Source organism: Hymenobacter sp. UV11 (assembly GCF_004684095.1).
In the GTDB taxonomy this organism is placed as follows: Bacteria; Bacteroidota; Bacteroidia; order Cytophagales; family Hymenobacteraceae; genus Hymenobacter.
This window is the reverse complement of sequence record NZ_SRII01000008.1, coordinates 13,241-25,714: the sequence shown is the minus strand read 5'-3', so window position 1 is coordinate 25,714 and position 12,474 is coordinate 13,241. Positions and strand designations below refer to the sequence as shown.

General features: G+C 62.7%; 9 protein-coding genes. 6 read left to right on the top strand and 3 right to left on the bottom strand.

Annotation, left to right across the window (positions count from 1 at the left end):
- Positions 1 to 56 precede the first annotated feature (56 nt).
- On the top strand, positions 57 to 2,678 hold the full coding sequence (locus E4631_RS16075) for a M14 family metallopeptidase (protein WP_133657875.1): 2,622 nt from the start codon (positions 57 to 59) through the stop codon (positions 2,676 to 2,678).
- 93 nt (positions 2,679 to 2,771) lie between these two features.
- On the opposite strand, the gene E4631_RS16070 is transcribed toward E4631_RS16075, so the two are convergent.
- From E4631_RS16070 to E4631_RS25960, 3 genes are all read right to left on the bottom strand, one after another.
- Entirely contained in the window at positions 2,772 to 4,232 is a 1,461-nt protein-coding gene (locus tag E4631_RS16070; protein WP_205704254.1) for a discoidin domain-containing protein, read from the bottom strand.
- Between the two features lie 417 nt (positions 4,233 to 4,649).
- Entirely contained in the window at positions 4,650 to 5,009 is a 360-nt protein-coding gene (locus E4631_RS16065; RefSeq protein ID WP_133657873.1) for an MmcQ/YjbR family DNA-binding protein, read from the bottom strand.
- 15 nt (positions 5,010 to 5,024) lie between these two features.
- On the bottom strand, positions 5,025 to 5,201 hold the full coding sequence (locus E4631_RS25960; protein ID WP_166648109.1) for a DUF6728 family protein: 177 nt from the start codon (positions 5,199 to 5,201) through the stop codon (positions 5,025 to 5,027).
- Positions 5,202 to 5,393: 192 nt separating this feature from the next.
- On the opposite strand from E4631_RS25960, the gene dctA reads away from it, so the two are divergent.
- The 5 genes from dctA (at position 5,394) to E4631_RS16040 (ending at position 12,464) form a co-directional block, all read left to right on the top strand.
- Positions 5,394 to 6,716 (top strand): C4-dicarboxylate transporter DctA, encoded by a 1,323-nt coding sequence (gene dctA, locus E4631_RS16060; protein WP_133657872.1) that lies wholly within the window; start codon positions 5,394 to 5,396, stop codon positions 6,714 to 6,716.
- A 136-nt stretch (positions 6,717 to 6,852) separates the two neighbouring features.
- A complete protein-coding gene (locus tag E4631_RS16055; RefSeq protein ID WP_133657871.1) occupies positions 6,853 to 8,598 on the top strand; it encodes a TolC family protein in 1,746 nt (581 codons plus the stop codon).
- A gap of 211 nt (positions 8,599 to 8,809) precedes the next feature.
- Complete coding sequence (locus tag E4631_RS16050; RefSeq protein WP_133657870.1) at positions 8,810 to 10,141, top strand: HlyD family secretion protein; 1,332 nt, start codon at positions 8,810 to 8,812, stop codon at positions 10,139 to 10,141.
- Positions 10,142 to 10,175: 34 nt separating this feature from the next.
- Positions 10,176 to 10,808, top strand: coding sequence for a hypothetical protein (locus tag E4631_RS16045; protein ID WP_133657869.1), 633 nt, complete (start codon positions 10,176 to 10,178; stop codon positions 10,806 to 10,808).
- Between the two features lie 33 nt (positions 10,809 to 10,841).
- Positions 10,842 to 12,464, top strand: coding sequence for a DHA2 family efflux MFS transporter permease subunit (locus tag E4631_RS16040; protein ID WP_133657868.1), 1,623 nt, complete (start codon positions 10,842 to 10,844; stop codon positions 12,462 to 12,464).
- Positions 12,465 to 12,474 lie beyond the last annotated feature (10 nt).

The following is a 12,474-nucleotide window of genomic DNA, read 5'->3' as shown; positions in this document are numbered from 1 at the left end:
TCTTTGCGCCAAACACCCCCGTCTTTTCACGCACTAAGTAGCCTTTCTTTCATTTGATGAGTTCTCTATTCCTTCGCGGGCAGCAAGCTACGCGCACTCTCGGCCGGGCGGGCCGCGGGCTGCTGCTGGGCCTGGCCCTACCCCTGGCCAGCGCCGCCCAAACCGCCCTACCCCCCACCAGCGCCGCCGATGCGGCCGGGCCGCTGCTCACGCCCGAGCAGTTTCTGGGTTACCCGCTGGGCAGCCGGTTTACGCCCCAGGCCGACGTGCTGCGCTACGCGGCCCACGTGGTGGCCCACTCACCCGGCCGCATGCGCATCACGCGCTACGGCCAGACGTATGAGAAGCGCACGCTGGAAGTTATCGAGATTGGCAACACCGAAAACTTCGGCAAGCTTACTGATATTCAGCAGAATGACCGCCGGCTGGCCAGCCTCGAAAGCGGCGCGGCCAGCCGCCAGCTGCCGGCCGTGTGCTGGCTGAGCTACAACGTGCACGGCAACGAGGCCGTGAGCTCGGAGGCGGTTTTGCAGGTGCTGTACGACCTGGGCAACCCGCAGGACACGCAGATGCAGGACTGGCTCAAGAACACGGTAATCGTGGTAGACCCCTGCGTGAACCCCGACGGCCACGACCGCTACGCCAACTGGTACAACCGCGTGCGGAACCAGAATCCCAACGCCGGCCCCGACTCGTGGGAGCACCACGAGCCCTGGCCCGGCGGGCGCTACAACCACTACTACTTCGACTTGAACCGCGACTGGGCCTGGCAGACCCAGCAGGAAAGCCGCCAGCGCATTGTGCTGTATAACAAGTGGATGCCGCAGGTGCACGCCGACTTCCACGAGATGGGCCCGAACAATTCGTACTACTTCTCACCGGCCGCCAAGCCCTACCACGCCGACATTACGCCCTGGCAGCGCAAGTTTCAGAGCGTGATTGGCGACTACAACCGGGCCACGTTTGACAAGAATAACTGGCTGTATTTCACCCGCGAAACCTACGATTTATTCGCCCCGACCTACGGCGATACCTGGCCCAGCTTCAACGGCGCCATCGGCATGACCTACGAGCAGGGCGGCGGCGGGCCGGCCGGCGTGGCCTACGCCCGCACCGACGGCGATACGCTCACGCTGGCCCAGCGCATTGCGCACCACCACGCGGCCAGCCGGGCCACCATTCAGGCCACGGCCGAGCGCCACGACGACCTGCTGCGCGAGTTTCAGTCGTACTTCACTACGGCTAAGACCAAGCCCGGCGGCACTTACAAGACCTACGTGCTGGCCTCGGGCAACGACCCTGGCCAGCTGCGCATGCTGACGCAGTACCTGGAGCGCCAGAACATCAGCTACGGCTTTGCGCCCAAGCAGCTCAAAACCAAGGGCTACAGCTACACCAGCGGCAAAACGGAGGACGTGACCGTGCAGCCCCACGACGTGCTCGTGAGCATGTACCAGCCCAAATCGACGCTCGTGAAAGTGCTGTTTGAGCCCAAGCCACAGCTCGAAGACTCGCTCACCTATGATATTACGTCGTGGGCCCTACCCTACTCGTTTGGGGTGAAGGCCTACGCCCTGACCCAGCGCCTCGACGGCAGCGGCCCTACCCCCTCGCCCGCCGTTGTCAAGGGCAGCGCCGCCGACAGCCAGCCCTATGCCTACCTCGCCCGCTGGAATAACCTGCAGGACGTGCGCTTCTTGAGCAAGCTGCTGCAGCAGAAGGTGAAAGTGCGCTTTGCCCAGCAGGCTTTCGAGGCCGAGGGCCAGAAGTACGCGCCCGGCACGCTCATCATCACGCGCACCGGCAACGAGGCGATGGGACCAAAGTTTGACCAGCTGGTGCGGGCGCAGGCCGACTCGGCGGGCACGGTGGTGCAGGCCGTGAAAACCGGTTTTTCGACTACTGGGCACGACCTGGGCTCGGGCTCGGTGCACTTCGTGAAGCAGCCCACGGTGGCTGTGGTGGCCGGGCCGGGCATCGACGCCACGGCGTTTGGCGAGGTGTGGCACTTCTTCGAGCAGCAGCTCGGCTACCCCATCACCGTGCTCGGCACCGACTACCTGAGCCGGGTAAATATGTCAAAAATCGACGTGCTCATCCTGCCCGATGGCGACTATTCCGACATCTATACGGACCGCGCCCTCGATGGCCTCAAGGCCTGGATACGCAGCGGCGGCAAGCTCATCGCGATGGAAGGCGGCGCCAAATTCCTGGCTAACAAGCGCGATTTCCTACTCAAAACCAAGTCGGCCGACTCTGTGGCCCTCAAGAAAACGGCCCAGGCCAACCCCTACCTGCCGCTGCGCAAATACGGCACCGCCGCCCGCGAGAGTACCGAGGACCAGGCGCTGGGCACCATCTACCGCGTGCAGCTCGACAACACGCACCCGCTGGCCTTCGGCTACGGCGACACGTACTCGGCCCTCATTCGCACGCCGCTTAGCTACAAGTTTTTAGGTAAGGGTGGCTGGAACGTGGGCGTTATCAAAAAGAACGGCTACTACGCCGGCTTCGCAGGCAGCAAGGCCCGCAAGGAGTTGGTGGACACGTTTGTGCTGGGCGAGCAGGACCTGGGCCGCGGCCAGGTGGTGTACCTCGGCGACAACCCCTTGTTCCGCGCCTTCTGGCAGAGCGGCAAGCTGCTGTTTGGCAACGCCGTATTCTTGGTGGGGCAATAAGTCCGGTTCTTTATGTTACCAAAAGACCCCGCTGGCGCACCAGCGGGGTCTTTTGCATTTCCCTACCCCCTTGCCTGAGGGCCAGGCTATTACTCAGTTTTTTTGCACCCGCGTGCGGCTCAGTACCTGGCCGGCGGCTTCTACGGTCAAAATATAGCTGCCCGCGGCATACGGCCGCAGGTCAATAACCTGGGCATTAGCACCTAGCTGAGTCAGGATGCTTTCCGCGTGCAGTACCTGGCCGGTGGTAGTAGTCAAGCTCCAGCGCGTGGGGGCAGCGGTGGCGGGCCATTGCAGCGTAGCCTGGTCGGCCACCGGATTGGGAAACACCTCCACCAGCGCGGCGGCCGGGCTGGTGCCAGCCACTGCTGCCACGGGGCCGTAGGTCACCGTGCCGTCGAGGTCAACTTGCCGGAGGCGATAGTAGCTGCCCGTAGCCAACGGAGTGGCGTCGGAATAAGCGTACGCCTTCGTAACCTGGCTGTTGCCGGCGGCGGCTACCGTTACCAGCGTTTCAAAGCTTATGCCGTTGGCCGAGCGCTGCACGTCGAAGCCGGCGCTGTTATGCTCGGTAGCCGTGGCCCAGCGCACCGCAACAGCCGCGCCCTGGCGGGTGGCACTAAAGCTGGTAAGCGTCACGGGCAGGGGGCCAACGGTATTGGACATGGGGATGGGGGTAGTGGCCAGGGGGGTAAGGGTGCCGTATACCTGAAACTCGTAGAGCGAAAAGCCATAGCCCGTGCCCCGCGTCACGCCATACATCCGCACGTAGCGGCCCTTAACGGGCGTCGCAAAACTCGCCTCGTTGTAGTGCAACGTATTGCCAGTAAAGGTGCTAACGGTAGTCCAGGCACTCGCATCTTCCGACGTTTCGAGGCGGAAGTCTTTGCCATAAGCCGTTTCCCAGCTCAGGTAAATACTCGAGATGCTAGCCTCGCCTTTCAGGTCTACATAGAGCCACTGGTTGTCGTCGTAGGTGCTCCCCCAGCGGGTAGCATTGTCGTTGTCGAAAGCCTGAGCCGCCGGAAAGCCCCCCTGCGTGGACGAGGCTAAGCCTGTTTTGCCCAAAGCCAGGTTATTGGCGGTATTATTGGAATAATTGAAGACCTCAAACTCGTAGAGAGAGTAGCCATAGCCAGTGGCGCGAGCCGTACCTTTCATACGCACGTAGCGACCACTGCTGCCCAGGTTAGCATATTCGTTGTTGGTCGAGGCATTGTTGGGCTCGCTATACACGGTGGTCCAGCTGCCATTTACTACGTTGCTCCAGGTAGTACCAACCGGGTTAGCGGTTACGGCCGATACAGCAAGCGTAAACGTCTTGCCGTAGGCGTTTTCCCAGGTCAGGCGAATGCGGTCAATAGTTTGCACCGAGCCCAGGTCAACGATAATATATTCATTGTCAGTAGAATTGCTTTCCCAGCGGGTAGTACCGTTGCCATCGAAGGCATTGGCCGAGGCCTGCACTGTAGAAGAGGCAATGGAGGCTTTATTCAGCGCCAGGCTTTGGGCCTGGGCCGGGCTGGCAGCCAGCAATAGACAAGTAAACAACAAGCTTAAGAAGGAGTAACAAAACAATTTCATATGAGGAATAAAAGCCAGCGAGGAATTGTCGCCTTACTTTCGACAAATTTCCCTCAGCGGTTTTATCCAATAATGAACTATGTGCCAAACTACCCTTTATAGCACCTAAACAAGTGCTTATGCTTAGCGAAGGTAAGTCCTGGCTAAAGCACTTTTAACCCATTGTGCAATTTTTTATTATTTTCTTATTATCCGGTCAGCTAATATTAGCTAACCCAAGTTGCGAGGCATGCTCCCCGGTCCGCCAGCGCGAGCCGGCCGACTTGTTGTCGTTGCGTGGGCCGCAGCTGTCAACGATAACCGGTCGGCCGGCTCGCGCCGACGGACCGGCCAGGCGGCCTCTCCAGCTGAAACTTTCCCCCGCAACAAGCTGGTCTGCAACTTGGGTTAGCTAGCAGTTGCCAGCAATTCAGCCCGCACGGCCTTGGGCAGCGCGGCCACTACAAGCTGGTATGAATCGGTAAGCCACTCGCGTAGCTGCGCATCGGGGGCGCCGGCGCCTACAAGCACTGTGTTCCAGTGCTTTTTATTCATATGAAAGCCGGGAAGCACGTAGTCGAAGCGCTCGCGCAGGTCGGCGGCGCGCTCGGGGTCGCACTTCACGTTGAAGCTGGCAAAGGTTTGCAAATCGGTGAGGGCAAATATTTTACCTCCCACTTTGAATACCAGCGTATCGGGGCCAAAGGGTGTTTCTTCAGTCGTGCCCGGCAGGCTCATGCAGAAGTCGCGGTACTCCTCAATATTCACGTCCCTACCCCCCGCTTAGCGAATAAACCAGCGGTAGAGGAGCACGCACAGGCCCACCAAAAACATGGCCATGCTCACCTTATTGATGAAGTGCATGGTGCGCAGGTTGAAGTTAGCCTTACGGTTGGGGTCATTCTTACGGAAGAAGTAACCAAGGGCAGGACCGAAGTCGAAGAGGTTTTTGCCGTTCATATCGGAATGATTTTGTGTGTGCTAAAGTAACATCTGCCACGTCGGAAAGATTGTTAAAATGCGCACTTTATTCCCCTTACTAACCCGGTTTTGTGGGCTGACAGCTAGCATGGGTAGCACAGGCTAGTAGACCACCCGGCCGAGCGGGCGGTAACTTGCCCGTCCGTTTATACTGCCCTACCCCCCTTGCTGATGCTAAAACGCTGGTCTGCCAACCTCACCGTGCAAGTGCTCGTTGCCATTGCCCTTGGCGTGGCCGTGGGGGCACTGCTTCCTACAGCTGGGGCCGCCCTCAAGCCCGTGGCCGACACCTTTATCAATTTGATAAAGATGCTGATAGCCCCCATTATTTTCCTGACGGTGGTGCTGGGCATCGCGGGCATGGGCAGCCTGCGGCAGGTGGGCCGGGTGGGGGGCAAGGCTCTGCTCTACTTTGAGGTGGTGACCACGCTGGCCCTGGCCATTGGGGTAGGGATGGCCAACCTGACCCAGCCGGGCGCCGGCGTGCAGGCCACCGCGCAGGCCGTGCTGCGCGATGCCCGCCAAACCGCCGAAGCCGCCAAATTCACGGCCCAGGCCGGCGATATGAACTGGGTCGAGTTCTTCACCCACGTGGTGCCCGATAGTGTGGTGGGCGCGTTTGCCAAGGGCGACATTCTGCAAATACTGCTCTTTTCGGTGTTGTTTGGCTTGGCGCTCAACCGCCTGGGTGCCTCCGTTGCGCCGCTGGTGCGCACGTTTGAGCGGCTTTCGCAGGTCATGTTCGGCGTGCTGGCGCTGGTGATGCGGCTGGCGCCGCTGGGCGCGTTTGGGGGCATGGCCTTTACCATTGGCAAGTACGGTATTGCTACCCTACTGCCGCTGGGCAAGCTGATGCTGGTGGTGTACGCCACTATGTTTCTGTTCATTTTTGGGGTGCTGAACCTCATTTTGCGCTACTACGGGCTGCGCCTGATGCCCTACCTGAGCTTTATTAAGGAGGAAATTTTGCTGGTACTGGGCACCTCGTCGTCCGAGTCGGCGCTGCCCCGCATGATTGACAAGATGGAGCGCTACGGCTGCTCGCGCTCGGTGGCGGGGCTGGTTATTCCGACCGGTTATTCCTTCAACCTGGATGGCACCAGCATCTACCTTTCCATCGCGGTTATCTTTCTGGCCCAGGCTTTTAATATTCGCCTGCCCCTCGCCCAGCAGCTCACGCTGATTGCCATCCTGGTAGTCACGAGCAAGGGCGCGGCGGGCGTTACGGGCTCGGGCTTTATCGTGCTGGCCTCGACGCTGGCAGCCACCAGGACCATTCCGGTGGAGAGCGTGGCGCTGTTGCTGGGCGTGGACCGCTTCATGAGTGAGGCGCGGGCCATTACCAATGTTATCGGCAACGGTATTGCCACGCTGGTCATCGCCAAAAGCGAAGGGGAGTTTGACGAGGCCCGGCACCAGCTGGCCTTGCAGGGCCACCCGGTAGCGGAGGCCCTGCCCATACCGGCCTATTCTGCTGAGAGTAACGGGCACTAACTGCGCATAGTTGCTCTTGCCTACGGTTCAGGTAAGCTAGCGGAGCAGGAATTTTTTTCTAAACAGTCCGGCCAATTACGGAGTTTTCGCGTTCAAACCGACATTAAAAAGGCATTAAAGCCTGATGCTGGCGCGTATGCGAAACCTGTTCTTTTTGCCGGGCCGCTCCTGCTGCCGGGCCGCGGCGGCCGGCCTGGGACTGCTAGCCGTGACGTTGAGCGCGGCGGCGCAGTCGAACCCAGCAGCGCCACCGGCCACGCGGCCCGCCCCGGCTGGCAGCGGCCAGCCGGGCGGCATTGGGGGGCCGCCCGTAGGCCAGCAGCAGCAGCAAGAGTTGCAGCAGCGGCAGCAGGAAATACAGCAAACCGCCCAGCAGCAGCGGCCCCCAACCGGGCCGACCAGCCCACCGCCGACCGGAGTAGGCCAAACGCCCCCCGCTAGCCAGGGCGCCCCAAGCCCCGGCGGCCTGGGCACCCTGGGCGAGCCCAGCGGCACCACTACCCCCCCGGCGCAGGTCGGCAGTGCCCCGCGCGGCGGCACTATGATGGGCACGGCCACTGGCGCGGCCCGCACGCTGGCCGTGGCCCCGGCCACCCTAAGCCTACCTGAGGCCATGACTATTGGCCTGGAAAACAACCTCACTACCCTACTGGCCACCGAGCGCGCCACCGAGGCACGGGCCCTGCGCCAGCAGGTGCGCTCGTTTTTGCTACCCAACATCACCGGCACGGCCTACCAGCAAAACCGCACCCTCAACCTAGTGGCGCAGGGCCTGGTACCCGGCGGCAGCCAGGATATGATGGGCGGCGGCACTGGTGGTGGCATGGCCGCGGCCCCCACTATCCCGTCGTTCGTGGGGCCTTTCAATACGTTTGATGCCCGGCTGAATTTTTCGCAGGCGCTGCTCAATATCGCGGCCCTACGCCAGTATAAAAGCAGCGCGGCGGCCGTGCAGGTAGCCGACCTCACCGCCGAGTTGGCCCGTGAGCAGGTAGCCACCTTCGTGGCGCTGGCCTACCTCAGCGCCCAGCGCGGCAGCCTCGACGTGCGGGCGGCCCGTGCCGACCTGAGCCTAGCCGAGGCCCTGCGCCAGCTGGCGCAAAAGCAGCGCGACGCGGGCATAGCCGACGGCATCGACGTGGTGCGGGCCGAGGTGCGCGAGTCGCAGCAGCGGCTGCGCCTGGCCCAGGCCGAGGCCAGCGCCACCCAGGACCGCCTCGACTTAGCACGCGCTGTGGGCCTACCCCAGGGCAGCGCCACGGTGCTCACCGATACGCTGGTGGCCCGCGCCGAGGCCGTGCCTACCGTGGAGGAGGCCCTGGCGCCAGCCCAGGCCGCCCGCCTGGATACGCGCATCGCGGAGCAGACCATCGCCCAGAAAGAACTGGACCGCCGCGCCCGCGCCGCCGCCCGCTACCCCATCATCAGCGCGGCCGGCGACTATGGACAGTCGGCCGTGACGCCTTTTAAGAATGACCGCGCTACCCGCACTTACGGCGTGCTACTCAGCGTGCCCGTGTTTGATGGCGGCTACATCAACAGCCGGGTGAAGGCCGCGTTGAGCGAGCAGCGCCAGGCCGAATTGGAGCTGGGCAACACCCGCGGCCAGGTGGAGCAGGACGTGCGCCAGGCCCTGATTGGCTGGAACCTGGCCGCCGCCCAGGTGCGGGCCGCCGATGAGCAACTGGCCCTGGCCGGCCGCGAACTGGCCCTGGCTACCCAGCGCTTCCGGGCCGGCGTGGCCGACAACCTCGAAGTGCTGCAAGCCCAGGCTGCGCTGGCCAACGCCCGCGCCCTGCGCGTGCAGGCCCTGGCCCAGTACGGTGCGGCCCGGCTCAATTTTGCCGCGGCTACGGGCACGGCGCAGTCTTTTCGCTTATGAGTAATTGTCGCTGAAGCTATTTAAAGTATTCGGATTGACTATTGAACGTCATGCTGAGCTTGTCGAAGCATCTCTACCGCTTCATTCGAGCCGTTTAACGAAGCGGTAGAGATGCTTCGACAAGCTCAGCATGACGTTCTGATAATTTCTTAAATGGTTTGCCAAAGCAAAATCAGCCGGCAAGAAACCAGATTCTGACCCTACCCCCCTCATGGCCGATAACCTTACGTCTCCCGCCCGGCGGCAAGTCGCCGACCCTTCGGATGCGCCCGACCGGCGCGTGGGCCACGACCCGCGCCGCGTGCAGCCGCAGGCCAAGGATGCGCCCGCCGACACCACCGAAAAGCCCATTTACCGGCGCACCTGGTTTCTCATCCTGGCGGCGGTGGGGCTAGTGCTGCTGCTGATTTGGGGCGTGCGCTACTACCTGTACGCCAGCGACCACGAAACTACCGACGACGCCTTTGTGGAAGGCAATGCCGTGCGGGTGAGCCCGCGCGCGGCCGGCCAGGTGCTAAAGGTATACGTGCGTGATAACCAGCTGGTAAAGAAAGGCACGCTGCTGCTAGAGATAGACCCGCGCGACTACCAGGCCCAGCTGGCCCAGGCCGAAGCCACCGTGACCAGCGCCCGCGCCCAGCGCAACACCGCCCAGCAGGCCAGCGCCTCGCGGCATAGCGTCATTGCCCAGCAGCAGGCCCAGCTAGCCGCCGCCGAAGCCAGCGTGGCCCAGGCCCAGGCCCAGGCGCGCGCGGCTCATGCCCAAGCCGCCAACGACGCCCGCAACGAACAGCGCTACGCCGAGCTGTACAAGACCGATGCCGTGTCGCGCCAGCGCTACGACCAGGCCCTGACCACCGCCCGCGCCAGCGCCGACCAGGCCGCCGCCGCCGACCAGCGCACCCAGGCCGCCCGCGCCCAGGCCAGCCAGGCCACCGCCGTGGTGGCCCAGGCCCGCAACGACTACCGCCAGTCCACGGAGCAAATCAGCGTGTCCGATGCCCAGATTGCGCAGGCCCAGGCCGCCGCCGACCAGGCCCGCCTCCAACTCTCCTACACCAAGCTCTACGCCACCGAAACCGGGCGCGTGACGGGCAAGGCCGTGGACGAGGGCCAGACCGTGGCTGTGGGCCAGCAGCTGCTGCTCATCACCTACGGCCAGCTCTGGGTAACGGCGAATTTCAAGGAAACGCAGCTGACCCACATGCGGGTGGGCCAGCCGGTCCTGCTTGAGGTCGATACCTATCCGGGCAAGCAGTTTCAGGGCTTGGTGGAGAGCTTCCAGCGGGGCACGGGGGCGCGCTTCAGCCTGCTGCCGGCCGAGAATGCCACCGGCAACTACGTGAAGGTGGTGCAGCGCATTCCGGTTAAAATTGTGTTCAACGGCCAGCCCGACCTGCATTTACTCGCCCCCGGCATGTCGGTGACGCCCGAGGTGGATATCACCGTGGCGCCCACCCAGCAGGCCGCCGATACCAGCCACGTCGAGGCCAGCCCCCAAGTAGTGGACCACGCCGCCCGCCACCGGGTAGGACCCAAGTAACCTTCTTACCGTTAAGCTCAATCGCCCTTCGCTCATGGAAGCCCCTACCCCCCCCGGCCGCTGGCAAGCCGACCTCAACGGCTTTTTTGCCACCCTCGCGCAGGAGGACCAGACGTTTATCGACAACCTGACGCGCCAAACCGATTTTTATACGAACACCGCCCGGCCAGCCCTCGAAACCGCCGCCGCCGCCCTGCGCCCCCACGCGCGCACCTGCGACACCGGCCTCGACGATGGCCGCGTGTACCTCATTGTACGGCACTTGGAGGGCCCCGTCGAGTTTCAGTACGCCGTGGTGGCCGAGGTGCGCATTGAGGCCGTGCTACCCTACGTGCACTGCTGGTTTGAGGAAAATAAGCTGGCCGAGGCCATTACCGCCGAGCAGGGCCAGCCCGAGGCGCCGCCCACAGATGACGAGGACGGCCAACAGGCCGACGATAAAGCCGATGACAAAGGGGACGGCGGCGACAAGCCCTCGGAAGGCGGCGACGATAAGAAAGATGACAAGGAGCCTACCCGCACCAAAACCATTGAGCTGCTCGCTTCCTGGCGCGACGACCGCCAGATTGAGAGCGTGACGCAGGAGGAAATTCTCGCCGATTTTCTCAATCACTATAAAGAAGCCGTGGCGCAGGCGCGCACCCATTTGCACACCACGCCGCGCTAGCGCCGGCGGCCCTACCCCCCCCCTTTCTCCGCAATGGCGCAAACGCAAACCCTGTCTAAGCCCGCTGGGGCCGCCGCGCTGGCTGGCAACCTGAAGTGGGCCATTGCCATCACGGTGGCACTGGGCACGTTCATGGACGTGCTGGACAACTCCAGCGTGTCGGTGGCCCTCCAGAATATTGGCGGTAGCCTGGGTGCCTCACAGGACGATGTAACCTGGGTAATTACGGTGCTGCTGGTGGCCAAGGCCGTGATGCTGCCCACGGCGAGCTTCCTGGCCACGGCCATTGGGCGGTCGCGCCTGTTTATGCTGGCGCTGGTGGCTTATGGGGTTTCGTCGCTGCTGTGCGGCCTGTCGTCGTCGCTGGGCATGTTGCTGGTAATGCGGGCTTTCCAGGGACTATGCGGGGGTATTATTCCGCCCATCGGGCAGGCCATTCTTAAAGATTCTTTTCCGCCCGAGGAGCAGGGGCAGGCGTTTGCGCTGTTTGGCGTGGCTACGGTGGTGGCCCCCACGGTAGGGCCGCTGCTCTGCGGCTGGCTCGTGGACAGCTACAGCTGGCACTGGGTGTTTTTCGTCAATGTGCCCATTGCCCTGCTCACCGCGTTTCTGGTAACGGCGCTGGTGAAAGACCCGCCGGAGCTGGTGAAAGAAAGAGCCAACGCCTGGGCCAAAGGCATCAGCGTGGACTACATTGGCTTAAGCCTACTGGGCTTGGGCCTGAGCGCACTGCAATACGTGCTGAGCCGCGGCGAGCGCGACGACTGGTTCAGCTCGCAGGTCATTATCCTGCTGGGTATCGCGGCGGTGGTGCTGCTGGTGGGCGGCATTATGTGGGAGATGCGCGCCAAAAACCCGCTCCTCGACCTGAGCCTGTTCCGCAACCGCACGTTCACGGCCGCCATGCTGGTCATGTTTGTAGTGGGCGCGCTACTCTACGGCAGTACCACGCAGCTGCCGCAGTTTTTGCAGTCGCTGCTGGGCTACCGGCCTGTTGATAGCGGCCTGGCTATCACGCCGGGCGGCCTGTCGCTCATTTTGCTGATGCCCGTGGTGGGCTGGCTCACGGGCAAGGTGCAGGCCCGCTGGCTGATTGCCTTTGGCCTGGTAATCAGTTCTCTGGCTTGCTTCAACTACGCGCACATTCTTAGCACAAGCGTTGATTTTCGCACGGTAGCCATGGCGCGAGTTTACCAAAGCCTGGGGCTGGGCTTCCTGTTTGTGCCCATCAGCGTGGCTTCCTATGTGGGCATGGCCAAGTCCAAGACCAACCAAGTGGCCATGTTTACCAACCTGGTGCAGACCATTGGGGGCGGCTTCGGCATCGCGGCCATCGAAACCGTGATTGCCCGCCGCAGCCAGTTTCACCAAAGCCGCATCATCGACCACCTCTCCTTCACCAACCCCGACTACGCCATTGGCCTGCGCCAGTTTGCCACCTCCGTTTTTGGCCGGGTCAACGCCAGCGGGGTCGATGCTATGCGGCAGGCCCAGGGCGCCATTTACCGGGTAGTGCAGCAGCAGGCCACTACCCTGGCCTATACCGACGCCTTCTACCTGCTGGGGTTCGCCTGCCTGTTTTCCATTGGGCTCGTTTTATTCATGAAAGCCAACAAGCCCGGCGCGGGCGGCCAGGCCGCCGACGCGGCTGCGTAAGGCTGGCTGT